The organism is Georgenia wangjunii (genome assembly GCF_036421975.1).
Lineage (GTDB): Bacteria > Actinomycetota > Actinomycetes > Actinomycetales > Actinomycetaceae > Georgenia_A > Georgenia_A wangjunii.
In genome coordinates this window covers 567,213-591,286 of the sequence record NZ_JAZGON010000001.1, presented here as the reverse complement: position 1 = coordinate 591,286, position 24,074 = coordinate 567,213, and the positions used below count along the sequence as shown (strand labels likewise).

The window sequence follows — 24,074 nt, the reverse complement described above, 5'->3', positions numbered from 1 at the left end:
TCGACGGCCCGGTTCCCTGCGGGGAGCCGGGCCGTTGCCGTACCCGGGGGATGCCGTTCCGGGACCCTCGGGGCGACACTCGCGGGGGCGGGTCCCGGGCGATGTCAGTGGTCGGTCGTAACGTGCAGAGCATGACGTTGACGACGAGCTCCTACACCGACCTCACCACTGCCGAGCTGGCCCGCGCGCGCCGCCGGGTCCTCGCTGACATCGACATCACCGAGGACGAGCTGTGCGAGCGCGCCCACACCACCGGGCTGTGCTCGGACGAGTGGGCGGCGCTCGCCGCCCTCGAGGAGATCGACCGCCAGCTCGCGCTGCGGGCGACGGAGCACCGGCTCGCCAGCTGAGTCTCACGTCCCGAGCACCATCCAGCGGTCCCCGCGTGCCCGTAGTCCCGTCGTGATCGCGCGGGAGGCCATGAAGCCCCCTGCGAACGCGGCCCACAGCCACGCGAGCCCGACGGCCCCCTGCGGTGCCCACAGCCAGACCGCGCCGGCCAGGGGCAGGTAGACGACGAGCGTGGCCATCCCCGCCCATGCGAGGTAGCGCCCGTCGCCGGCGCCGATGAGCACGCCGTCGAGGACGAACACCCACCCGGCGACCGGCATGCAGAGGCCGGTGACGACAAGGGCGAGCGCCGTCGCACGGCGCACCGCGGGGTCGGGGCTGAAGAGCGGTGCGATCCACCACCCCGCCGCGCCGATGACGAGACCGATGGCCGCGCCGGCGGCGGTGCCCCACTGCAGCGTGCGGCGCAGGACGGCCCGGACCGTGCGCTCGTCCCGCGCGCCGAGACCGTGTCCGACCATCGCCTGCGCCGCGATGGCGAGCGCGTCGAGGGCGAACGCCGCGAGCCCCCACAGGGCGTTGACGACCTGGTGCGCGGCGAGGGCCGTCGGCCCGAGCGACGTCGCTACTGCGACCGTGACGAGGATGGCCGCGCGCAGGCTGAGCGTCCGGACGAGGAGCGGGGTGCCCGTGCGCGCGCTCGCCCAGATGCCGGAGCGGGTCGGTCGCAGCGGCACCGCCGTGCCGCGGGCGCCGCGCAGGACCGCGCTGACCAGGACGGCGGCCATGAGGAGCTGGGTGACGGCGGTGCCGAGCCCGGAGCCGGCGACACCGAGACCGAGGCCGTAGATGAAGGTCGCGTTGAGAACCCCGTTGAGGACGGCACCCGCGGCGGCGACGACAAAGGGCGTGCGGGTGTCGAGGAGGCCGCGCAGCGTGCCGGTCGCGGCCAGGACGAGCAGCATGCCGGGCAGGCCCGGCGCCGAAGCCCGCAGGTAGGCGACGGCGTGCTGCGCGACGTCCGGGGGCGCGCCGAGGGCGTCGACCACCCACGGCGCCGCCGCGTGGGCGAGCGCCGCCGTGACGAGGCCGAGCGCGAGAGCGAGCCACATGCCGTCGATCCCGGCGGAGATCGCTCCGTGGCGGTCCCCGGCGCCGATCCGGCGGGCCGTGGCGGCGGTCGTGGCGTAGGCGAGGAAGACGAACACGCCGACGGCGGAGACGAGCAGGGTCGAGGCCAGCGAGAGTCCGGCCAGCTGGGCCGTACCCAGGTGCCCGACCATGACCGAGTCGACGAGGACGAAGAGCGGCTCCGCGACGAGGGCCCCGAGCGCCGGGACCGCGAGGGCGAGGATCCGCCGGTCGAGGCGCCGCGCGCTCCCGGCGTCGCCTTTATCCCCAAGGGGTGTGGGGTTGTCCACCAATGTGCCGACCACTTTCCTTCCACACCGTGTGCAGGACCGAAAGCGCGAGGTTCCGCCACTTTTCGGAAGTGACACCGGTGTTATCCACATACTTGTCCACGGTGTGTGCACACAGTTCCGCCCGGTGTCCACTGTGTATCCACAGATTAGGCGGTTCTGTCCCCAGGGGCTGCTGGCGTGGACGTCCTCGGCTGCGTACCGTCGCGCTGCAGGCGCCCGGGGACTCTTGTCGCCGCTGTCCACAACGAGGCGGCCTGCCGACCGCGGCCTTGTCACAGGTCAGCAGTACACATGTTTCAAGGCGTTATGAGGAGGCCGGCTGTGACCAGCGTGGACGAACGGGTCGGATCGGCGACGGGATCCGGGGGACGTGAGGGGTACGACCGCACGCCTCCGCAGGACATCGCGGCGGAGCAGAGCGCGCTCGGCGGCATGCTGCTGTCCAAGGACGCCATCGCGGACGTCATCGAGGTCCTGCGGGGCCAGGACTTCTACCGGCCCGCCCACGAGATGGTCTACGAGGCGATCCTCGACCTCTACGGGCGAGGCGAGCCCGCCGACGCCGTCACGGTCGCGGCCGAGCTGACCAAGCGCGGCGAGATGGGGCGCGTCGGCGGGGCGCCGTACCTCCACACGCTCATCGCGTCCGTGCCGACCGCCGCGAACGCGGGCTACTACGCCCGGATCGTGCGGGAGCAGGCCGTGCTGCGCCGCCTCGTCGAGGCGGGTACCCGCATCGCCCAGCTCGGCTACGCCACCGACGGCGGGGACGTCGACGAGCTCGTCAACTCCGCCCAGGCGGAGGTGTACGCCGTCACCGAGCGGCGCACGAGCGAGGACTACGTCCCGCTGCGGGACACGATCAACCTCACGATGGAGGAGATCGAGAACGCCTCCAACCGCGGTGAGGGCATGATCGGCGTGCCGACCGGCTTCGCCGACCTCGACGCGCTGACGAACGGCCTCCACCCCGGCCAGATGATCATCGTCGCGGCCAGACCGGCTATCGGTAAGTCGACGCTCGCGCTGGACGTTTGCCGATCAGCGTCAATCAGGCACGGCCTCACGTCGGTGATCTTCTCGCTCGAGATGAGCCGGACCGAGATCACGATGCGTCTCCTGTCCGCCGAGGCGAAGGTGCCGCTGCAGAACATGCGCAAGGGCACCATGCGTGACGAGGACTGGACGCGCGTGGCGACCGCCATGAGCAAGGTGTCCGAGGCGCCGATGTTCATCGACGACAGCCCGAACATGTCGCTCATGGAGATCCGGGCCAAGTGCCGGCGGCTCAAGCAGCGCCACGACCTCAAGCTCGTCGTCGTCGACTACCTCCAGCTCATGAGCTCGGGCAAGCGCGTCGAGTCCCGCCAGCAGGAGGTCTCGGAGTTTTCCCGCGCGCTCAAGCTCCTCGCCAAGGAGATCGAGGTGCCCGTCATCGCGGTCGCCCAGCTCAACCGTGGCCCGGAGCAGCGCACCGACAAGAAGCCGATGATGAGCGACCTGCGTGAGTCCGGCTCGCTCGAGCAGGACGCGGACATGGTCATCCTGCTCCACCGCGAGGACGCCTACGAGCGCGAGTCGCCTCGGGCGGGCGAGGCGGACCTCATCGTCGCCAAGCACCGCAACGGTCCCACGGACACGGTGGTCGTCGCGTTCCAGGGCCACTACGCGCGCTTCATCGACATGGCGCACTGACCCGGTACGCACCGCCGCTCGTGAGGCGCAGCGGAGCCGCGTGTCTAAAACTATTGACATCATGTCTGGTCTGTTTGACACTAGCCGTGTCAAACATTTCTGACATGAGGGGTTGCCATGACGTACGAGGAGAAGGGCACCTGGGCGTACCTGGTTGCCAGCGTCGGGGTCTGGGTCGGCTACGTCGTCGTGCTCTGGCAACGCGCGGACGGAGGCTCTCTCGCCGACGTGGCTTACGTCGGTCCGCTGCTCTGGGCCGTGGGCGCCTCGATCCTCGCCAACACGGTCGGCCGGGTGCTCTTCGAGGTCGTCCGCCCGAGCGAGTCGCACCAGGCCGATGTGCGGGACCGTGAGGTCGCCCGGTTCGGGGACCACGTCGGCGGCATCGTCCTCTCCGTGCTGGTCGCCGGCGTCCTCGTGCTCGCCCTCGTCGAGGCCGCTCACTTCTGGATCGCCAACGCGATCTACGCGGCGTTCGTCATCCAGGTCGTCGTGGCGTCGGTCCTCAAGGTCGTCGCCTACCGCCGAGGGCTGTGATGGGCCGCCCCACCCGCGTGACCAACTCGATCCGCGTCCATCGGGCACGGCGTGAGATGACCCAGGCGGAGCTCGCCGCCCGGGTAGGAGTGACCCGCCAGACGGTCATCGCCATCGAGCAGCAGCGGTACTCGCCGTCGCTGGAGGTGGCCTTCCAGATCGCCCGGGCGCTCGGGGCCGCCCTGGAGGACGTCTTCGACTACCCCGCCGAGGAGAAGCCATGACGATCGATCCGCGACCTGCGGCTGGCCCGTCCGCGCAGGGCGCACCAGGCCCGACCGGCACCATGCGCGCCGTCACTGCACGCCGGTACGGCCCCCCTGGCGTCCTGCAGGTCGAGGAGATGCGCATACCCGCGCCGGGCGCCGGGGACGTCCTCGTCCGGGTTGGTGCTGTCAGCGTCTCGCGGGCGGAGACCGCGATGCGTGCAGCCGACCCACCGGTGGCGCGCCTGGCCACCGGTCTGCGCCGCCCGCGGAACCCGGTGCCGGGCTCGGAGCTCGCGGGTGAGGTCGTCGCCGTCGGGCCGCGTGTCACCGGCTTGCGCCCGGGCGACCGCGTCCTCGGGGCGACGGGAGCGGCCGGCGGCGCGGCTGCCGAGTACGCCCGCGTGCCGGCTGCGGGGCTCGTCACGATCCCGACGAGCCTCTCGGCGCCCGACGCCGTCGCGCTCACCGAGGGCGGGCTGACTGCCCTGCCCTTCCTGCGGGACGCCGGCAGGGTGGTGCCGGGGCAGTCGGTGTGCGTCAACGGCGCAGTCGGATCGGTCGGAGCAGCGGCGGTCCAGCTCGCGGTCGCCCTGGGTGCTCGCGTGACCGCCGTCTGCAGTGCACGCAACGCCGAGCTCGCGCTCGCGCTAGGCGCCGCCCGCGTCGTCGACTACACGACCGCCGACGTGACGGCGGAGGTGGACGCCTTCGACGTCTTCTTCGATGCCGTCGGGACCCTCTCGTTCCGTCGGGTCCGTGGCAGCCTGCGGCACGGCGGCACCTACCTCAGCACCGTGCCGAGCGCCGGCATCGCCTGGCACACGTTGACGGCGGCCGTGCCCGGCTCCCGACGCCGCGGCCGCATCGCTCTGACTGGTCTGCGCCGGCCGGAGCAGAAGGCTGCCGACCTGCGCCGGATGCTCGACCTGGCCGACCGCGGGCTGCTGCGCCCTGTTCTCGACCGCGCCTACCCCTTCGCCGAGGTGGCCGCCGCGCATGCCTACGTGGAGACCGGGCGCAAGCGGGGCACCGTCGTCCTGGTGCCGTAACGGCCGACAAGGCGCCCGGATGTCCGCGGCCGGCGGCGCAGCCGTACGGTGGCCGCGTGCACTTCACGGAGTACGACGTCCGGCTCGCTGCGTACGGGCTGCTCACCAGCGAGGACGGGCTCATCCTCCTCACCTGGTTCCGCGGGAACGTCCGCAGCGAGCCGTGCTGGACGCTGCCGGGCGGGGGTGTCGAGCTCGACGAGACGCTCCGCGCGGCTGTGGTCCGCGAGGTGTTCGAGGAGACCGGTTACACGGTCCGGGCGGGGGATGTCCTCGCCGAGAGCCACGTCGCCGTCCCGGCCGGCGGAGACCGCCGCCCGATGCGGTCCCAGCGGTTCCTCCTCGCGGCCACGATCACCGGGGGCGAGCTGGGGACGACCGAGGTCGACGGCTCGACCGAGTTCGCCCGGTGGGTACCGATCGGGGACCTTCCGTCCCTACGGCCGCGCGCGGACATCATCGACGTCGCGCTGAGCGTGCTCGGGCACCGCCGCTGACACCCGGTCACGTGCCGCCGCCGGCGGCACGAGCGCTGCGCCCTCTCGCGCCACGGCCACGGGCGGCGCGCGGGTGCCCGCAAGGGCAGCCGGACGGGCAGCGTGTCCGGCGGGACGCACGCCCTCCCGAACACTCCCCGCCCGCGCCGACGGCGCCTAGATTCACTCCGTCGGCAACGCGAGGAGGCGGCGATGAGCGGACGAGGTGCGCGCGGGACGCGCACGGACGAGGTCGGGTGCGACACGGCCGACATGGTGGTCATCCACCGGCTCTTCCGGATGCTGTTCACGGACGCCCCGGGCCTCGTCCGCGGCGTGCCCGACGGCGACACCGAGCGGGCGGCCGTCGTCGCCGAGCACGTGGCGGAGGCCGCCGGCGCGCTGCACAACCACCACCACACCGAGGACGAGCTGCTGTGGGACGAGCTCGAGAGCAGGGCCCCGGCGTGTGCGCTCCACGTCGGTCAGATGCGCGCGCAGCACGCCGCGGTCGCCCGCGTCCTCGACCAGCTCGGTGACGCGCTGCCCCTGTGGCGCGCCAGTGCCGACCCCTCCGACGGCGACCGCGTCGCCGCCCTGCTCGACGAGGTCCTCGCCCTCCTCGAGGAGCACCTAGGTCAGGAGGAGGAGCGCATCCTGCCCGTCGCGGCGACGGCGATGTCGCAGCGCGAGTGGGACGCCCTCGGCGAGCACGGACGCGCCTCCGTCCCGCGGGACCGGCAGATGATCCAGCTCGGCTGGATCCTCGACTCATTCTCGTCCCCTGCCGAGGCGCGCGAGTGGGCGCGCCAGAACCTGCCCGCCCCCGCGCGCGCGATCTTCGCCCTCCTCGGCCGGCGCCAGTTCGAGGCGCACAAGCGCATCGTCCTCGGTGCGGCGGTATGACGAGGTTCGTCGTCGGTCCGGACGTCGCGCTGCGACTCGCCCTCGAGGGGATGGTGGCCGCGAACGGGCACCAGCTCGTCGCCCCGACACTGCTGCGCTCGCAGGTCCTGTCCCTCCTCTACGAGGCGGTGCGCCGCGGCGAGATGACGCGGGGGGATGCGGACCGGGCGCTCGACCACGTGCGCGGGCTGCGCATCCGTCTCCTCGGGGACCGGGTCCTCCAGCGGGTCGCGTGGACGGTCGCCGAGCAGCTCGACTGGCCGGACACGCTCGCGGCCGAGTACCTCGCGCTCACGCAGCTGCAGGCCGACGCGTTCGTCACGCTCGACCCGGACCTCGCTGAGACGGCGAGGTCCCTCGTGACGGTGGCGCCGTTCGAGGCGCTCAGCCGCAGGTGAGCGGACAGCCTGGACAGCCCGACCCACACTGACGGCATAGAGGAGCGTGACGAGCCGATCGTGCCGCCGCACAGCCACCCCAGGGCGACAGCCCGGCGCGCCCTACGACGCTGGTCACGACGGCTCTGGGGGCGCAGGGCCAGAGGTTGACGGCGGGACGGACAGGGAGACGCTGAGCCTCTCGGTGAGGTCCCGGACGCGGTCGAGGATCTCCGTGCGCGGGAGCCGGTGCGCCACAGCGGCGATCCGCCGCGCCCGATCCGTGCCGAGTCCCTACCGATCACCCTTGTGGACCGGCTGCTGTTCGCCGTGCAACGCAGGACGGTCGGTGACCTCAGCGCACACGGGCTGCCGTTCCCCTCCACGGGTGCGATGACCCAGCTCAAGACCCGCGGGGCCGGCGTCGCGGTCGTCGACGCGGAGGTTCTCGACGACATCAGGGACGGATCGATCGAGTGCATCGCCGCCGTCGCCGCGCTCGACGGTGGGAACGTCGTCCTGGCCGACGGCCGGTCCGTCCACGCCGATGTCGTCATCCTCGCGACCGGGTACGGGACCGGGCTGGAGGACCTCGTCGGAGGCCTCGGCGTGCTGGACGACCGGGGCATGCCGCTCGACATCGCTGGAGGCGAGGTGGCTCCGGGCCTGCGGTTCGTCGGTTATGTCTACCGCCCAGGCCTGACCAGGTACGTCGGGAAGATCGGTAGGCGGGTGGCACAGGAGATCGCCACCGCCCACCGCTGATCGAGCCAGGCACAGGCGAGCCGCAGGACTTGCGGGCATCCGTCGATCGGACGTTGCCCGGACCGTCAGCGGTCGGTCGGCGCGAACGACAGGCCCCGCGCCGCCAGCTCCTCCTCGAGGATCCGGATCGCCCTGGGGCCGACGCCGTGGATCCGCAGCAGCTCCGCGGGCGTGACCTCGCTCAGCTGCTCGAACCGCGTCCAGCCCCGCTGGGCGAGCGACCGGCGCGCGACCTTGCCCAGGCTCGGCGGGAGCTCCGTCGGCGGGGACTGCTCCTCGGGCGTCGTCTCGGGCTCCTCAGGACCCGGCGTCGTGCTCGTCCTGGGCGAACGACGGCGCGTGCACGTCGTCCCCCGGCGCGGCCTTGCCGGGCTCGACGTGCGCCCCCAGCGGCCGCTCGCCACTCGCCGCGGACTGGAGCGAGTGGGCTGCGCGCACGAGCGTGAGGTGCGAGAACGCCTGGGGGTAGTTGCCGGTGAACCGGCGCGCGTGCTGGTCGTACTCCTCGGACAGCAGCCCGACGTCGTTGACGACGGCAAGGAGCTGCTCCATGTGCGTCGTCGCCTCGGCCACCTGCCCGGTGCGGGCGAGGGCGTCGACGAGCCAGAAGCAGCACGCGAGGAACGGGTGCTCGTCCCCGGCGAGACCGTCCACCCCCGTCTCGGTGCGGTAGCGCAGCACCCACGGCCCGTCAGCGAGCTCGGCGCGGATGCGCTCGACCGTGCCGTGGAGGCGCTCGTCGTCGGGCGGGAGGAACCCCACCTGGACGAGCTGGAGGAGGGAGGCGTCGGTGTGGTCGGCGCCGTAGTACTGGACGAAGGACCCCAGCTCGGGGTCGTACCCCTTCTCGAGCACCTCGGCATGGATCTCCTCGCGGACCTCGCGCCAGAGCTCGACAGGCCCGTCGAGACCCTCGTCCTCGACCGCCCGGATCGCGCAGTCGAGGACCGCCCAGCACATGACCTTGGAGTGGACGAAGTGACGCTTGGGCCCCCGCACCTCCCAGATGCCGTGGTCCGGCTCCCGCCAGTGCTCGAGCATGCCCTCGACGAGGCGTCGCTGGAGGTTCCACGCCTGCCGGCTCTCGGCGAGGCCGCTGCGCCGGGCGAGGTCGAGGGCGAGCATGACCTCGCCGAGCACGTCGTTCTGGTCCTGGTCCACGGCACCGTTGCCGATCCTGACCGGCCGTGAGCCCTCGTACCCCGGGAGCCCGTCGACCTCGAGCTCGGGCAGGTCACGGCTGCCGTCGAGCCGGTACATGATCTGCACCTTGTCGGGCTCCCCCGCCACGGCGCGCAGGAGCCATGCCCGCCACTTCTCGGCCTCGCCCCGGTACCCGAGCTCGAGGAGCGCCTCGAGGGTGAGCGCCGCGTCGCGCAGCCAGCAGTACCGGTAGTCCCAGTTGCGCTCGCCGCCCATCTCCTCCGGCAGGGACGTCGTCGCCGCGGCGGCGATGCCGCCCGTCGTCTCCTGGGTGAGCAGCCGCAGCACGAGGAGCGAGCGCACGACGGCGTCGCGGTACGGCCCGTCGTAGGTGTTCGCCTGCGCCCAGGACGCCCAGCGCTCGCGGGTGGCCGCGAGCGCGGCGTCGACGTCGAGCCAGCCCGGGATGGGCTCCCAGGACGGGGTCCACGTGAGGACGAAGTCGAACGTCTCCCCGGCGGCGACGTCGAAACGGTCCTGGTGGCGCCCGCCCGTGGCACGCGGGAGCCGGTGCGCGTGGAGGGTGAGGGCGTCGGGCCCGGAGATCGCGCGCAGGACCTCCTCGCCGTCGGTGTCGGCGGCACGGTAGATCCACGGCTTCGTCTGGCCGTAGTCCCAGCGCACCACCCAGTCGTGCGCGAAGGACACGGTTCCCTCGACCCCGACGACGCGCCGGACGACGTCGTGGCGCCCGTTCGCGGTCGGCATCGCCTCGACGACCCGCGCGGTCCCGGTGGGTGTCGTGTACGTCGTCTCGAGCTCGAAGCTGTCCCCGACGTAGCGCCGCTCCACCTGGACGTCCTCCCCGGTCGCGGTGAGCAACCACCGCCCGTGGTCAGGCGTGCCGAGCAGGGCGGCGAAGAATGCCTCCGAGTCGAGCCCGGGGAAGCACAGCCAGTCCATCGACCCCTCACGGGAGACGAGCGCGACGGTGTGGGCATCGCCGAGGACGGCGTAGTCCTCGATGAGGGCGGGGCTGGAGGACAGGGCCTCGACGGGCGTGGGCGCAGGTGAGGTCATGCCTCCATCGTCGCAGGGACGCGCGGAGACGCAGCCCGGGGCCGGCGGACGCTGCCGGCCGCCGCACGAGCGCGTCGTCGGACGCCCCCTGCGCGACGGGTCTTGCCAGACGGTAAACGCGCGTTTACCATCGTCACCATGCGTTCACCGACCGGGGCGCCCGAGGACGACCTGCATGCGCGGGCACGGATCCGCAATGCCGCGGTCCACCTCTTCGGCACCCAGGGGTTCTCCGTGGGGCTGCGCGCCATCGCCGCCGAGGCCGGGGTGAGCGCCGCGCTCATCGTCCGGCACTTCGGGTCCAAGTCGGGCCTGCGCGAGGCGTGCGACGACTACGTCCTGCGGCTCGTCCGGGAGTCCAAGCGCGCCACGGTGAGCACCGGCAGCCCGGCGGCCGTCCTCCGCGCGCTCGCCGAGGTCGACCAGTTCGGGCACGCGACCCTCTACGTCGTCGAGAGCCTCAACGCCGGCGGGGTCCTCGCCGGCACGCTCTTCGAGCACATGGTCGCCGACGCGGAGGAGTATCTCGAGGCCGGCGTCGTCAACGGCGTCATCCGGCCCAGCCGTGACCCCGCCGCGCGAGCGAGGTACCTCACCCAGGTCGGGCTCGGCGGGATGCTCGTCCAGCTCCGGCTCGACCGGGCGCGCGACGACGGGCCGCCCGACGTCTCGGCGTTCATGCACGAGTTCGAGCGGGTGAGCATGCTGCCGGCGCTCGAGCTCTTCACGGACGGACTCTTCACCGACAGCCGGGTCCTCGAGACGGTGCTCGCGGCCCGGGCCGGCGCACCGGTGGCCGACGGCGAGGGCCATGCAGGCTCCGAGCGCTCCGGCCCAGCCGTCGCCCCGCACGACGTCGCGACGGACCCGCCGGCGTCCCCGGCGCGCCCCTGACGCGCACGCCCCCCTCACCCCCCGCACGACGACGACGCCGTCGTCGGCCCCCAAGGAGAACCCGATGACCGCTGTCATCCGCACCACCGGACTCGTCAAGTCCTACGGGCGCACCCGCGCCCTCGACGGCCTCGACCTCGAGGTCACCTTCGGGGAGGTCCACGGCTTCCTCGGCCCCAACGGCGCCGGCAAGACGACGACCCTGCGCATCATCCTCGGCCTGCTGCGGGCCGACGGCGGGAGCACCGAGGTGCTCGGGCAGGACCCCGTCGCCGACGCCGTGGCCCTGCACCGCCGGCTCGCCTACGTGCCGGGGGACGTCGAGCTCTGGCCCAACCTCACCGGCGGGGAGGCGATCGACGTCCTCACCCGGCTGCGCGGCGGCGGTGACCCCGCGCGGGTCACCGAGCTCGCCCGGCGATTCGACCTCGACCTCACGAAGCGGGGCCGCACCTACTCCAAGGGCAACCGGCAGAAGGTCGCGCTCGTCGCCGCGCTCGCCGCCGACGTCGAGCTGCTCCTCCTCGACGAGCCCACCTCCGGCCTCGACCCGCTCATGGAGGCCGTGTTCCAGGACTCCATCCGGGCGGCGCGGGACGCGGGCACGACCGTGCTGCTCTCGAGCCACATCCTCGCCCAGGTCGAGGTCCTCGCGGACCGCGTCTCGATCATCCGGCAGGGGCGCAACGTCGAGACGGGGACCCTCGCCGAGCTGCGGCATCTCACGCGCACGTCCGTCGTCGCGACGACGACGCGCCCGGCCGACGGGCTCGCGCGCCTGCCCGGCGTGCACGGCCTCGAGGTCGCCGGTGCCGAGGTGCGCTTCGCCGTCGACACCGAGCACGTCGACGGCGCGATGCGCGCGCTCAGCGGGCTCGGGATCCGCGCGATCGTCGCGCACCCGCCGTCGCTCGAGCAGCTGCTGCTGCGCCACTACGGCGCCGACCAGGAGCCGGCCGCGACGACGGGGGGCGCGCGATGAGCGCCGTCACGGCCCCGCGAGCGCCCGCGCCCCGGCCCGGGGCAGCGGCGCGACCCGGCGGACCGCTCGTGGGGACAACGGAGCTCCTGCGCTTCATGCTGCGCCGCGACCGCGTGCGGCTCCCGGCGTGGGTGCTGGGCATCTCGGTGTTCGTCCCGTACTTCTTCACCGCGTTCCGCACGATCTTCCCCACGCGGGAGGACCTGCTCACGGCGGCGTCGTTCGTCCAGGGCCCGGTCGTCACGGTGCTCGGCGGGCCCGGGTACGGCCTCGGCGAGGGCATCACCCATCACGCGTTCTTCGCGGGCGTCTACCTGCTGTACTTCCTCGTGGCGGCCGGGTTCATGAACATCCTGCTCGTCAGCCGGCACACGCGGGTCGAGGAGCAGACCGGCCGGGCAGAGCTCGTCCGCGCGAACGTCGTCGGGCCGCTCGCGCCGCTCACCGCTGCGGTGCTCGTCGCGCTCGTCGCGGACGCGGCGCTCGCGGGCACCCTCACGCTCGCCCTCCTGGGGTACGGCACCCCGGTGGGCGAGGCGCTGCTGCTCGGGTGCGCGGTCGGGGCCTTCGGGCTCGTCCTCGCGGGCGTCACGGCCACGACGGTGCAGCTCTCGGGGTACTCGCGCGTGTCCTCCGCGCTCGCCGGCGCCGTCCTCGGCGCCTCGTTCGTCGTCCGGGCCGCCGGCGACTCCCTCGGGGAGCACGGCAGCGCGCTGTCGTGGCTCTCCCCCTTCGCGTGGTCGCAGCAGACGCGCGTCTTCGTCGACGGCCGCTGGTGGCCGCTGGGCCTGTCCGTGCTCGCCGCCGCCGCGACGACGGCCCTCGGGTACGCACTGGCGCGCCGGCGCGACCTCGGGGCCGGGCTCTGGGCGGCCCGCCGCGGGCCCGCGCACGCGCCGGCCTGGCTCCGCACCCCGGCGGCGCTCGCGTGGCGCCTGCACCGCTCCGGGCTGCGCGGCTGGACGGTCGGGCTCGTCCTCGCCGGTCTCGTCTACGGAGGGACGACGCAGGCACTCGTCGATGCCTTCGCGGACATGAACGACCTCCTCGCCGCGGTCCTCGGCGGGGAGGAGGACCCGGTGGGCGGGTACCTCGCGCTCATGGCGTCCCTCATGATCATCGCGACGGCGATCTTCGTCGTCCTCGCCGTGCAGCGCACCCGCGCGGAGGAGCTCGAGGGGCGGGCCGCGCCCGTGCTCGCCACCGCGACGAGCAAGGCCGGCTGGCTGACCGGCCACACCGTCGTCGTCGCGCTCGCGGCCCTCGTGCTCCTCGCCGCCGGCAGCCTCGCGACGGGCGTGGGAGCGGCGGCTGTGACGCGCGACGTCGGCCACGTCGCCACGCTCCTCGTCGGGGGGCTCGTCGGCTACCCCGCCGTGCTCGTCGTCCTCGGCCTCGCCACGCTCCTGTACGGGGCGCGGCCGCGCGCGCTCACGCTCGCGTGGGTGATCGTCGTCGTGGGCGGCGTGGTCGAGTTCTTCGGCCCGCTGCTGGACCCGCCGGCGTGGCTGGCGAACCTCTCGCCCTGGGAGCACACCCCCGGTTACCCGGTCGAGGACGTCCCGTTCGCGCCGCTCGCGGTGCAGGCGGCGCTCGCCCTCGCGGCCGGCGCCGCCGGGCTCGCGCTGTTCCAGCGGCGCGACCTCACGGCCACGTGAGGGGCTGGCGAGGGACGGCTCGGACGAGGGGCGACGCGGGTCTGGGCAGGCTCAGATGTCGACCGCACCGGTGACGAGGGTCCGCGCCTGACCGCCCACCCAGATCTCCCCGTCGACGCTGCGGATTCCCACCCGGCCGCTCCGCCCGAGCGCGGTCCCCTGCGCGACCGTGTAGGAGGACGGGGCGAGGCCGGCCCCGATCAGCCATCGGGCGAGGCCGGCGTTGACGCTCCCCGTCACCGGGTCCTCCGGCACGCCGATCCCCGGGACGAACGCGCGCACCTCGTAGTCCGCCGGCCCGCCGGGCGCGTGCGGCCCCATGACGCCGACGGGCAGCTCACCCAGCGCGGCGAGGTCGGGACGCAGGCCGAGGACCGTCTCGGCGTCCGGGAGGAGCACGCCGATCCAGCCGGGCCCGTTGTCCACCCAGGCGGCGTCGACGACGGCGCCCGCCTCGAGCCCGAGCGCGCGCGCCACGCGCTCGCGCAGCGCGGCGTCGAGCGGACCCGAGCGGAGCAGCGCGGGGGCCGCGAACGCGAGGGCGCCGCCGTCCACCCGCACGCGCACGAGGCCGATCCCGCACTCCTGGACCACGGCGCCCGCACCCCGCGGCGCCCCGCCGGCCTCGAGCCATGCGCGGGCGCTGCCGAGCGTCGGGTGCCCGGCGAACGGCAGCTCCCCGCCCGGGGTGAAGATCCGCAGGCGGTAGTCGGCGCCGGCCTCCTGCGGCGCGAGGAGGAAGGTCGTCTCGGACAGGTTGGTCCACCGGGCGAACGCGGCCATTGTCGCGGAGTCCACGCCGTCGGCGTCGTGGACGACGGCGACCGGGTTGCCGCGGAACGGCTCGCTCGAGAAGACGTCGACCTGGGAGAAGCGGTGCTCAGCCATGGCCAGATCCTAGAGAGCCGGCCGTCGGCTTCGGGAAACGCTTGCCACGCCGGGCCGATGCTCGTACGCTCGGCCCACCCGGGGGACGGCAGTTTTTCCATGTGGAGGCTTGAGTGTCCGCTTCGTCGCGCCCGCAGATCCGTCCTCGGACCACGTTGCACCCCCGGCGCCGTCAGCGGCCCCGGCCGTGGTGGACACTCGTCGCCGCGTTCCTCCTCGCGGCGCTCTTCCCCCAGCTCCCCGCGCTCGGCCACGCCGCCGACCTCGACCTGTGGGTGAGCGCGAATGCGAACCGGACGGGCTCGACGCCGCTGAGCGGCGCCTCCATCGACGGGAACGCCTACATCCACCTCCCGTCCGACCCGTCGATCCAGCAGGTGGAGTTCTGGCTCGACAACCCGGCCATGAGCTCCGCAGCGCGGCAGGTGGAACGCGAGGGACCGTACGACTTCGCCGGCGGGTCGGCGACGACGGCCAACCCCTTCAACACGAGCACGGTGGCCGACGGACCGCACGCCATCACCGCCCGCATCACGGCCACGGACGGTCACGTCGAGGTCATCGAGATCAACTTCACGGTCGGCGAGCCGGCACAGCCGCCGCCCACCGACCCCCCTGCTGAGGGCACCACCCTGCGCATCAACGCGGGTGGCCCGGCCGTGACGACGAACGGCGTCCAGTGGCAGGCCGACACCTTCTTCTCCGGTGGCAAGTCCTACTCGAACGCGAGCGTCTCGGCGATCAGCGGCACGACGGACGACGTCCTCTACCGCACCGAGCGGAGCGCCACCCAGAACCTCGGCGGCTTCTCCTACGCCATCCCCGCCCCGGAAGACGGCACGTACGCCGTCCGGCTGCACTTCGCCGAGATCTACTGGGGCGCCACGGGCGGGGGAGCGGGTGGGGCCGGCAAGCGGGTCTTCGACGTCAACCTCGAGGGCGGCCCGGTCGAGGTCGACAACTACGACATCTACGCCACCGTCGGCGCCATGGCCGCCCAGGTGCGGACGTTCACCGCGACCGTCACCGACGGCACGCTCAACCTCGCCTTCACCGCCTCGGTCAACCAGCCGAAGGTCTCCGCCATCGAGATCGTCTCGCCGGCACCGACGCCGGACCCGGACACCCCGACGCCGGACCCCACCCCGACGCCGGACCCGGACCCGACCGACCCGCCCGCCGAGGGCACGACCCTGCGCATCAACGCCGGCGGCCCGGCGGTCACGACCGGCGGCGTCGCGTGGCAGGCGGACACGTACGTCTCGGGCGGCAAGTCCTGGTCGACGTCGGCCTCCACCCCGATCAGCGGCACGACCAACGACGTCCTCTACCGCACCGAGCGGAGCGCCACCGAGAACTTCGGTGGCTTCTCCTACGCCATTCCCGCCCCGCAGGACGGCACGTACACCGTGCGCCTGCACTTCGCCGAGATCTACTGGACGTCCAACGGCAAGCGGATCTTCGACGTCAACCTCGAGGGTGGCCCCGTCGAGATCGACAACTACGACATCCACGCCGCGGTCGGCTCGAAGGCCGCCGTGGTGCGCACGTTCACCCCGACCGTCACCGACGGCACGCTCAACCTCGCCTTCAGCGCCTCGGCCGACCAGCCGAAGGTCTCCGCGATCGAGATCGTCTCGCCGGGCGGCACCACGCCGCCGCCGGACGAGGAGGAGCCCCCGCCCCCGGACGAGGAGGACCCGATCCCGCCGTCGCCGCGGGACCCGTCGCCGTTCTCCTGGGACAGCCGGGCCAACTCGCCCATCGGCAAGTCGGAGGGCCAGGGCGCCGCGGTCGGCACCAAGGTGTACGTGTTCGGCGGCTTCTACACCGGCACGACCACGACGGCGCGCAGCGACGTCTACGACACCGTGACCAACTCGTGGTCGCGGCTGCCCGACATGCCGCAGCAGCTCACCCACTCACCGTCTGTCGCCGACGGCACGACGATCTGGCTCGTCGGCGGGTACGACGGCAACCACCCGGGCGGGTCGACGCGCAACGTGTGGAAGTTCGACACGGTCTCGCGCACGTGGTCCGCCGGACCGCCGCTGCCCGAGCCACGCGGTGCGGGCGCGACGGCCATCATCGGGCGCACCCTCCACTACTTCGGTGGGACGAGCCGGGTCGACGGCTCGACGGCGGACCCGGACGAGCCGGACCACTGGGTGCTCAACCTCGACGGCGGCACGACGTGGCAGTCGCGGGCGCCGCTGCCCAACCCGCGCAACCACCTCGTCGGCGCGGCCCTCGACGGCAAGGTCTACGCCATCGGCGGCCAGCACAACGAGAACGAGAACACCGGTCTGCAGTCCGACGTCCACCGCTACGACCCGGCGACGAACGCGTGGACGAAGGTGGCGAGCCTGCCCGTCGCGCGCAGCCACACGGCCGTCGTCGTCCGCAACGGCTCCATCGTCGTCCTCGGCGGGACGAACCCCGGCAATGTCGCGAGCCGGTACGTCACGGCGTACCACCCCGACGAGGACGTCTGGACGAACCTGCCCCAGCTGCCGGGCGGGCGCAAGACCGCGGTCGCCGCGATGGTCGGGGACGTCCTCTACCTGACCACCGGCAGCCACGCCGTGACGACCTGGGCCGGTCGGTTCGCGGACCGATGGGAGACCGGCCCGTCGATGCCCGTCTCGATCGGTGAGGTCGCCGGCGGGGTCATCGGCAAGACGCTGTACATGATCGGGGAGAGCAACAACGCCACACTGGCGTTCGACCTCACCACCGCCACGTGGCGCTCGAACCTCGCCGTGCGGCCGTACCGGGGCCACCACCACGCCGCCGAGGTCGTCGGGAACCGGCTCTTCCTCATCGGTGGGCTCGGCGGCGGTGCCGGCGGCAAGGTGCAGATCTACAACCCGGCGACGAACGCGTGGACGCTCGGTGCGGACATGCCGTTCGCCGCCGGCTCGAGCTCGACCGCGGTCATCAACGGCAAGATCTACGCCGCGGGCGGGATCATCGGCTCGTCGACCACGACGCGCAGCGCCGTGTACGACCCCGCGACGAACACGTGGACGGAGATCGCTCCCATGCCGCAGGGGCGCAACCACGCCGCGGCGTCAACGGACGGTGCCAAGCTCTACGTGGCGGGCGGACGCGGCCCGGGCAGCGGCGACGCCAACGTCGTCGCCAACGGCTTCAACACCCTCCAGGTCTACGACCCGGCGACGAGCACGTGGCGCTCGAGCGCCACACCCGGCTCCGGGCTGGCCCCGCTGCCGCAGGCCCGCGGCGGCATGGGCAAGGCCGTCTGGTACGACGGCGAGCTCTACGTCATCGGCGGTGAGACCCAGAACGGCGCGGGGGCGACGGCGCAGCGCGTGTACAACCGCGTCGACATCTACGACCCGGGGTCGAACACGTGGCGGCTCGGCACGCCGATGCCGACGGCCCGGCACGGGATCTTCCCGGTCCTCGTCGGCAACCGCATCGTCGTCGCCGGCGGTGGCGTGACCGCCGGGTTCTCCCACTCGACCGTCGTGGAGACGTACAACCCGCGCTAGCGGGACGCTCACCCGGCCGGGCGCCGCCCGAGGAACAGCTCGCGCGGCGTCCGGTCGGTCACGGGTTCGATCACCGACGACGCCTCGAACCCGGCGTCCGTGAGGACGTCGCGCCACACGGCGCGCGGGAACAGCCCCGTCCTGTGCGTCTCGTCGAGGCACCGCACCGTGCCGTCGGCCTCCCGCAGGACGAACGCGTACACGGTGAGCGTCCACGTGTCGGTGGGGTCCGGGTCCCACTCCCACTCGAGGTAGCGGGCGCCCCGGCCGTCGGGGGCGTCGGTGCCGCCGCACCCGGTCCCCGGCCGGAAGTTCTCCGTCGTCGCGTCCGGCGCGATGACGAGGCGGCCGCCAGGGCGGCAGTGCGCGTAGGCCGTCGCCACGGCGCGGCGGAGGTCGTCCTCGGTGGTCATGTATCCGACGGCGTCGTGGATGAGCACGGCGTCGAAGGTGCGGCCGAGGCGCAGGGTGCGCATGTCCCCCTGGACGTGCTCCGCAGCCGGGTTGAGCCGGCGGGAGACGGCGAGCATGTCCGCGGAGAGGTCGGCGAGCGTCAACGTGAAGTCCGGGGCGAGGTGGACGGCGTTGTGGCCACCCCCGCTGCCGAGCTCGAGGAGCTCGCGGCCCTCGCCCGCGCCGAGGAGCGTGGCGAGGAAGGCCGCCTCCTCGGCGTACTCCTCGGGCGGGGACAGCAGCGGCCACCAGGGCGCGAGGTCGGTGTAGAACCGGTGGTCGCTCATGCCAGCACGCCCGCCAGCCAGTCCCCGACGGCGGCGCGCACGCCTGGGAGATCCGCGCGGAGCGAGTGGTCGCCCGCGACGGCGACGACCTTGCGGCCCGGCCCGTCCGGCGGCATCCCGAAGGGGTCGCGGGTGCCCTGGACGACGAGGGTCGGGACCGTGACCGTCTCCAGCTCGGGCAGCCGGCTCGGCCGGTCCTTCGGCGGGTTGAGCGGGAACGCGAGGCACAGGACCGCGAGCGCTCCCGTCGCGGCGGCCGTCCGGCACGCGACGCGCGCCCCCGAGGAGCGGCCCCCCGCGACGAGCGGCACGTCGTCGCCCACCTCGGCCCGCAGGTGCGCGACGACGGTGCACCAGGCGGCGTCGAGCTGACGCGCGGGCGCGGGCGCCCTGCGCCCCGCGACGCGGTAGGGCTGCTCGACGAGCACCGTCGCGAACCCCGTGCCGGAAGCGACCTCCGCGGTTGCGACGAGGTCCGTGGCCCCGACCCCTCCGCCCGCCCCGTGGCCCAGCACGAGCAGCGCTCGCGGGCGCGGGGGAGCGTCGAGGTGGATCCGCGCCGGACCGTGCGGGGTGTCGACGAGCGTCTCGCCCACGCCGGTCAGGAGGCCTCGGCCGTGGCGAACCGGCGCCGGCTGCGCTCCTTGGCCTTCTCCGCCTCGACCTCGCGGTCCTTCGGGGGGGCGTGGGTGACGAGGTGGGAGAGCAGGTGCTCGGTCTCGTGGGCGATCGCATCGACGGCGGCGTCGAAGGCGGCCTGGTTCGCGGCGGACGGCTTCGTCATCCCGCTCACCTTGCGCACGTACTGCAGGGCGGCCGCCCGGGCCTCTTCGCTCGTCGCGGCAGGCTCGAAGTTGTGCAGGGGACGGATGTTTCGGCACATGCGTCGAGCGTGGCACGGGCTGCGGACCGTGCCAAGGCCCGAGCCAGGTGCGTGCCCGACAGCCCGGGCGGTGGCCCGGCCGGTTGCCCGGACGGCCCTACTCCGGCAGGGGGCTCGGCATCGGACCCTCGAGCCGGTCGGGCGCGTCGAGCACCGGTGCGGGCGCACCGTGGCGGAGCGCCGCCCGGTCCTGGACCGCGGCGAGGTGCTCGCGCATCTCGTCGTAGGCGTCGAGGAGGGCGGGGACGGACCGGCGCAGGCCCGCGTAGAGTGCGGCGTCGTCCTCGCTCGCCCGGACCTCGGTGTCGTCCTGCTCGAAGCTGAGGTCCTGCACGGCGTCGAGGAGGCTCGGTGCCTCGCCGAGCGCGAACCGGGCGAGGGCGGCGGCTCCGAGGGCCGTGCCCTCGGCGTCCTCGGCGAGGACGACCGGCTTGCCCATGGCCCCGGCCATGACCTGCTGCCACAGGGTGGAGCGGAAGACCCCGCCCGTCGCGCGGATGCTGCTCACCGTCGTCACCTCCTCGAGGATGTCGACGAGTCCCGCGAGCTGGAGGCACACGCCCTCGACGGCGGCGCGGAGGAAGTGCTCGCGGCTGTGGGAGCGCCGCACGCCGAGGTAGGCGCCGCGGAGGTCGGGGTCCCACAGGGGTGCCCGCTCGCCGAGGAGGTAGGGGAGCATGACGAGCCCGTCGCTGCCCGCCGGCACCCGGCACGCGAGGTCGAGCGCGGCCGTGTCCCGTTCCGGCCCGGGCGTGAGGTCCGCGGCGAAGGTGTCGGCCGCCCAGCGCAGCACGAGGCCGCCGTTGCTCACCGCCCCGCCGACCACCCAGGTGTCCTCCGTGAGGGCGTAGCAGAAGAGGCGCCCGTCGGGGTCGAACCGGGGCTCGGGGACGACGACGCGGACCGCGCCGGACGTCCCGACGGACAGGCCGGCCACCCCGGGTGTGATCGCGCCGGTGCCGAGGTTGCCCAGCGGGCCGTCGGCGGCACCGACGTTGAGCGGCGTGCCGGCGGGCAGACCCACCCGGTCGGCGACGCCCGGCGCGAGGCCGAGCACCGTCGTCGTCGGCAGGACCTCGGGGAGGTCCTCCACGCTGATGCCGGCGACGGCGAGGGCCACCGGGGACCAGGCGCGTGTGCGCAGGTCGAGGAGCCCGGTGCCCGAGGCGGAGGACAGCTCGGTGGCGAGGCGCCCGGTGAGGTGGAGGAGGAGGAGGGCCTTGAGGTCGGCCCAGCGGTGCACCCGGCCGGCGACGTCGCGGCCGTGCCGGGCGAACCAGCGAAGCTTGACGAGCGGGCTCATCGGGTGGACCGGGGTGCCGGTGAGGTGGAGGAGCTCGCGGGCCCGCCCCTGGGCGCGCAGCTCCTTGGCCTCGAGGTGGGCGCGGGAGTCCGCCCACGTGAGGATGTCGGTCACCGGGCGCAGGTCTGTGTCGAGCCCGACGAGGCCGTGCATCGCCGAGCTGAGCCCGATGACGTCCACACGCCGGCCCGCGCAGGCGGCGACGCACTCGGCGAGGGCGCCGTCGACGGCGGCGAGGACGGCGGCCGGCTCCTGGACCTGCCAGCGTGGGTGGGGCTCGAGGAGCGGGTACTCGCGCAGCGCGGTGCGCCGCCACGACGACTCGGTGTCGAAGGCGACGGCCTTGACGGCCGTCGTGCCGATGTCGAGGCCGATGATGACGGACATGCTCAGGCCGCCGGTTCCTCGAAGGCGGTGACCTGGGCGAGGACCGCGTCGGCCAGCTCGGTGTCGTCCGTGAGGTCGGGGACGAGGTCGGCGAGGACGGCGCGGACGGCGTCCTCGCGCGAGCCCGCGACGAGGGCGAGGGCGTGCTCGGCGCGGACGTCACCGACCGGTGCCCCGCTGCCGCGCAGGTGCGCGACCCAGGCCGCGACGGCGGCGACGGCCCCACCGGGCAGGTTTCCCGCGGCGCGCTCGCCCCGCAGGGCGGGGACGACCCGGATCGGCAGCTTCTGCGAGCCGTCGCGAGCGATCTGCGCGAGGAGGTGCTGGATGCGGGGGTTGCCGTAGCGGCTCAGGAGGTCCGCCCGGTACGTCGTGATGTCCTCCGCCGGCAGGCCGACGTGCGGGCTCGCGTCGTCCCACCACTGCTCGACCCAGGTGCGGCAGACGGGGTCGGCGATGGCCTCGGCGACGGTCTCGTGCCCGCGGATGCTGCCGGCGTAGGCGAGGAGGGAGTGCGAGCCGTTGAGGAGGAAGAGCTTGCGCCGCTCGTAGGGGGCCACGTCCGCGACGACCTGCGCGCCGGCGTCCTCCCAGCGTGGGCGGCCTGCGCGGAAGGCGCCCTCGATGACCCACTCGCTGAACGGCTCGGTGGGCACGGGGGCGACGTCCTCGACGCCGAGGCGCTCGACGACGGTCGCGCGGTCGGCGTCCGTCGTGGCCGGGGTGATGCGGTCGACCATGCTCGTGGCGAAGTCGACGTCGGAGTCGAGCCACGGCAGGAGCGTGGGCTCGACCTGCTCGGCGAGGTCCCGCACGACGCGCGCGACGACCTCGCCGTTGCCCGGCAGGTTGTCGCACGGCAGGACGGTGATGGGGCCGGCATCGGCGGTGCGACGAGCGATGAGCCCGGCGAGGAGCCGGCCGGGGGTCGTGCGGGCGGGCGCCGTCGGATCCGAGCGCAGGGCCGTGATGTCGGCCCTGACGTCGGGGTGACCGAGGTCGAGGCCGCCGTCGGACCCGCGCAGGTACCCGGCCTCGGTGACGGTGAGCGTGATGATCGACGTCTCCTCCGCCCGGAGGTAGTCGAGCCAGGCGGGGTTGTCGGCCGCGGCGTGGACGGCGCTGACGGACCCGATGACCTCGAGCTCGTCGGACTCCGCCGTGCGCACGACGAGCGTGTAGAGGCCGTCCTGCGGTGCCAGCGCGCGGGCGGCGTCGGGCCGGCGGCCGGTGAACGCCGCGATGCCCCATTCAGCCGCGTCCGGGGCGTGCTCGGTGTACCAGGCCTGGTGGGCGCGGAAGAAGTTCCCGAGGCCGAGGTGGACGATGCGCACCGGGGCGGGAGGCCGGCCGTTCCCGAGGTACCGGGACAGGCGGGTCACGGGCGCAGTCATAGCTTGAAGACCTTAGCGGGGATCGAGACGACGAGGTCGCGGGCCGTCGCGGCGGCCTCCTCCTCGGTGAGCCGGTGCTGGCTGACGAGCTCGGCGAGGTAGGCCGCGTCGAGCCGGCGCGACATGTCGTGCCGGGTGGGGATGGACATGAACGCGCGCGTGTCGTCGATGAAACCCGACGTCCGGTAGAAGCCGGCGGTCTCCGTCACCGCCCCGCGGAAGCGGCGGATGGCCTCGGGGGCGTCGATGAACCACCACGGCACGCCGACGTAGAGCGAGCGGTAGTAGCCGGCCATCGGGGCCAGCTCGCGGGAGTACACCGTCTCGTCGATCGTGAAGACGACGAGATGGAGGTTCGGGTGGTTGCCGTAGCGCCCGAGCAGCGGCTGGAGGGCCTGGGTGAACTCGACGGCGATCGGGATGTCCGAGCCGGCGTCCGCACCGTAGTTCACGAGGTTCTGGGGGTCGTGGTTGCGGCGCACCCCGGGGTGGAGCGTCATGACGAGGCCGTCCTGCGTGGCCATGCGGGCCGTCTCGCTCATCATGTGGCGGCGGAACGCGACCGTCTCCTCCGTCGTGGCCTCCCCGCGCAGCGCTGCGGCGTAGATGTGGGCCGCCTCCTGGGGTGCGAGGGGCTCGGTGCCGACGTCGGCGTGCGAGTGGTCCGAGGAGACCGCCCCGTGCTCGACGAAGTACCGGCGCCGCGCCTCGAGGGCGGCGACGTACCCGGAGTAGTCGCCGGTGTCGATTCCGGCCACCTCGCCGAGGCGGCGGGCGAGCTCGGGCCAGTCCGCGCGGCCGAGCTCGAGGAAACGGTCGGGGCGGAACGTCGGCACGACCCGCCCGGTGAAGGTCGGGTCCGCGGCGAGGGCACGGTGCGCGGCGAGGTCGTCGAGCGGGTCGTCGGTCGTGGCGAGCACGGAGATGTTGAAGCGCTGGAAGAGCGCCCGCGGGCGGAACTCGGGGGTCGCGAGGGCCGCGGCGACCTGGTCGTAGATGACGTCGGCCGTCTCCGCGCTCGGTGCCTGCGTGATGCCGAAGACCTCGGCGAACGTCGTGTCGAACCAGTACTGCACGGGTGTGCCGCGGAAGAGGTGGTAGTTCGTGCACAGGATCCGCCACGCCTTGCGGGCGGCCGCCTCGTCGAGGGGGAGGGGGCCGTCGGGGCCGCGGCCGAGGTCGCTCAGCTCGGCGCCGTTGGCGTGGAGCATCCGCAGGACGTAGTGGTCCGGTACGAGGAGGAGCGAGGCGGGGTCCGGGAACGGCTCGTCGTCGACGAGCCACTGCGGAGGCACGTGGCTGTGCGGCGAGATGATCGGCAGGTCCTTCGTCGCGGCGTACAGCCGCCGTGCGACGTCGCGCACCTCGGGCTGTGCCGGGAAGAGGCGATCCGGGTGCGGTCCCACCGCTCGTGGCTGCATGCGGCCATGCTTGCCAGGGCGGCACCCCCGTGCAAAGAAATTGCCACCAGTTGC

At 73.6% G+C, this 24,074-nt stretch carries 22 protein-coding genes; 13 read left to right on the top strand and 9 right to left on the bottom strand.

What is annotated here, in order from left to right:
• The first annotated feature begins 131 nt into the window (after positions 1-131).
• Positions 132-350, top strand: coding sequence for a hypothetical protein (locus tag V2J63_RS02685; protein ID WP_331229432.1), 219 nt, complete (start codon positions 132-134; stop codon positions 348-350).
• A gap of 3 nt (positions 351-353) precedes the next feature.
• Here V2J63_RS02685 and V2J63_RS02680 read toward each other — a convergent pair whose 3' ends face one another.
• Positions 354-1,712 carry an MATE family efflux transporter gene (locus tag V2J63_RS02680; protein WP_331229673.1) on the bottom strand — a complete coding sequence of 453 codons (1,359 nt, stop codon included), beginning with the start codon at positions 1,710-1,712 and terminating at the stop codon, positions 354-356.
• 333 nt (positions 1,713-2,045) lie between these two features.
• On the opposite strand from V2J63_RS02680, the gene dnaB reads away from it, so the two are divergent.
• The 8 genes from dnaB to V2J63_RS02640 all read left to right on the top strand — a co-directional run bounded on the left by dnaB (position 2,046) and on the right by V2J63_RS02640 (position 7,729).
• The gene (gene dnaB / locus V2J63_RS02675) at positions 2,046-3,410 is read left to right on the top strand and encodes a replicative DNA helicase (protein ID WP_331229672.1); all 1,365 of its coding nucleotides are present in this window, start codon (positions 2,046-2,048) and stop codon (positions 3,408-3,410) included.
• 117 nt (positions 3,411-3,527) lie between these two features.
• Positions 3,528-3,947 (top strand): hypothetical protein, encoded by a 420-nt coding sequence (locus V2J63_RS02670; RefSeq protein ID WP_331229431.1) that lies wholly within the window; start codon positions 3,528-3,530, stop codon positions 3,945-3,947.
• The gene (locus tag V2J63_RS02665) at positions 3,947-4,171 is read left to right on the top strand and encodes a helix-turn-helix transcriptional regulator (RefSeq protein WP_331229430.1); all 225 of its coding nucleotides are present in this window, start codon (positions 3,947-3,949) and stop codon (positions 4,169-4,171) included. The genes V2J63_RS02670 and V2J63_RS02665 overlap by 1 nt, the downstream gene beginning before the upstream one ends.
• Positions 4,168-5,205, top strand: a complete 1,038-nt coding sequence (locus V2J63_RS02660; RefSeq protein WP_331229429.1) for an NAD(P)-dependent alcohol dehydrogenase — start codon at positions 4,168-4,170, stop codon at positions 5,203-5,205. Before V2J63_RS02665 ends, V2J63_RS02660 begins: the two co-directional genes overlap by 4 nt.
• 56 nt (positions 5,206-5,261) lie before the next feature.
• The gene (locus tag V2J63_RS02655; protein WP_331229428.1) at positions 5,262-5,702 is read left to right on the top strand and encodes an NUDIX hydrolase; all 441 of its coding nucleotides are present in this window, start codon (positions 5,262-5,264) and stop codon (positions 5,700-5,702) included.
• Between the two features lie 192 nt (positions 5,703-5,894).
• Complete coding sequence (locus V2J63_RS02650; protein WP_331229427.1) at positions 5,895-6,587, top strand: hemerythrin domain-containing protein; 693 nt, start codon at positions 5,895-5,897, stop codon at positions 6,585-6,587.
• Entirely contained in the window at positions 6,584-6,985 is a 402-nt protein-coding gene (locus tag V2J63_RS02645) for a type II toxin-antitoxin system VapC family toxin (protein ID WP_331229426.1), read from the top strand. The genes V2J63_RS02650 and V2J63_RS02645 overlap by 4 nt, the downstream gene beginning before the upstream one ends.
• 309 nt (positions 6,986-7,294) lie before the next feature.
• The gene (locus V2J63_RS02640) at positions 7,295-7,729 is read left to right on the top strand and encodes an NAD(P)/FAD-dependent oxidoreductase (protein ID WP_331229425.1); all 435 of its coding nucleotides are present in this window, start codon (positions 7,295-7,297) and stop codon (positions 7,727-7,729) included.
• 297 nt (positions 7,730-8,026) lie between these two features.
• Here V2J63_RS02640 and V2J63_RS02635 read toward each other — a convergent pair whose 3' ends face one another.
• Positions 8,027-9,952 (bottom strand): glycoside hydrolase family 15 protein, encoded by a 1,926-nt coding sequence (locus V2J63_RS02635; RefSeq protein WP_331229424.1) that lies wholly within the window; start codon positions 9,950-9,952, stop codon positions 8,027-8,029.
• A 138-nt stretch (positions 9,953-10,090) separates the two neighbouring features.
• Here V2J63_RS02635 and V2J63_RS02630 point away from each other — a divergent pair, with 138 nt between their 5' ends.
• From V2J63_RS02630 to V2J63_RS02620, 3 genes are all read left to right on the top strand, one after another.
• On the top strand, positions 10,091-10,846 hold the full coding sequence (locus tag V2J63_RS02630) for a TetR/AcrR family transcriptional regulator (protein ID WP_331229423.1): 756 nt from the start codon (positions 10,091-10,093) through the stop codon (positions 10,844-10,846).
• A gap of 64 nt (positions 10,847-10,910) precedes the next feature.
• Positions 10,911-11,828: an ABC transporter ATP-binding protein gene (locus V2J63_RS02625; protein ID WP_331229422.1), complete on the top strand. Its 918-nt coding sequence runs from the start codon at positions 10,911-10,913 to the stop codon at positions 11,826-11,828.
• A gap of 68 nt (positions 11,829-11,896) precedes the next feature.
• A complete protein-coding gene (locus tag V2J63_RS02620) occupies positions 11,897-13,486 on the top strand; it encodes an ABC transporter permease (protein WP_331229421.1) in 1,590 nt (529 codons plus the stop codon).
• Between the two features lie 51 nt (positions 13,487-13,537).
• On the opposite strand, the gene V2J63_RS02615 is transcribed toward V2J63_RS02620, so the two are convergent.
• Positions 13,538-14,374 carry a PhzF family phenazine biosynthesis protein gene (locus tag V2J63_RS02615; RefSeq protein ID WP_331229420.1) on the bottom strand — a complete coding sequence of 279 codons (837 nt, stop codon included), beginning with the start codon at positions 14,372-14,374 and terminating at the stop codon, positions 13,538-13,540.
• A 113-nt stretch (positions 14,375-14,487) separates the two neighbouring features.
• On the opposite strand from V2J63_RS02615, the gene V2J63_RS02610 reads away from it, so the two are divergent.
• Positions 14,488-17,892 carry a malectin domain-containing carbohydrate-binding protein gene (locus V2J63_RS02610; RefSeq protein ID WP_331229419.1) on the top strand — a complete coding sequence of 1,135 codons (3,405 nt, stop codon included), beginning with the start codon at positions 14,488-14,490 and terminating at the stop codon, positions 17,890-17,892.
• An 8-nt stretch (positions 17,893-17,900) separates the two neighbouring features.
• Here the strand turns inward: V2J63_RS02610 and V2J63_RS02605 are convergent, their stop codons facing one another.
• From V2J63_RS02605 to uxaC, 6 genes are all read right to left on the bottom strand, one after another.
• Positions 17,901-18,632, bottom strand: a complete 732-nt coding sequence (locus tag V2J63_RS02605; protein WP_331229418.1) for a class I SAM-dependent methyltransferase — start codon at positions 18,630-18,632, stop codon at positions 17,901-17,903.
• The gene (locus V2J63_RS02600; protein WP_331229417.1) at positions 18,629-19,228 is read right to left on the bottom strand and encodes an alpha/beta hydrolase family protein; all 600 of its coding nucleotides are present in this window, start codon (positions 19,226-19,228) and stop codon (positions 18,629-18,631) included. The genes V2J63_RS02605 and V2J63_RS02600 overlap by 4 nt, the downstream gene beginning before the upstream one ends.
• Positions 19,229-19,233: 5 nt before the next feature.
• Entirely contained in the window at positions 19,234-19,515 is a 282-nt protein-coding gene (locus tag V2J63_RS02595; RefSeq protein ID WP_331229416.1) for a DUF2277 domain-containing protein, read from the bottom strand.
• A gap of 97 nt (positions 19,516-19,612) precedes the next feature.
• Positions 19,613-21,205 (bottom strand): gluconokinase, encoded by a 1,593-nt coding sequence (locus tag V2J63_RS02590; RefSeq protein WP_331229415.1) that lies wholly within the window; start codon positions 21,203-21,205, stop codon positions 19,613-19,615.
• 2 nt (positions 21,206-21,207) lie between these two features.
• Positions 21,208-22,599 (bottom strand): mannitol dehydrogenase family protein, encoded by a 1,392-nt coding sequence (locus V2J63_RS02585; RefSeq protein WP_331229414.1) that lies wholly within the window; start codon positions 22,597-22,599, stop codon positions 21,208-21,210.
• Positions 22,596-24,020 carry a glucuronate isomerase gene (gene uxaC, locus V2J63_RS02580; protein WP_331229413.1) on the bottom strand — a complete coding sequence of 475 codons (1,425 nt, stop codon included), beginning with the start codon at positions 24,018-24,020 and terminating at the stop codon, positions 22,596-22,598. Before uxaC ends, V2J63_RS02585 begins: the two co-directional genes overlap by 4 nt.
• Positions 24,021-24,074 lie beyond the last annotated feature (54 nt).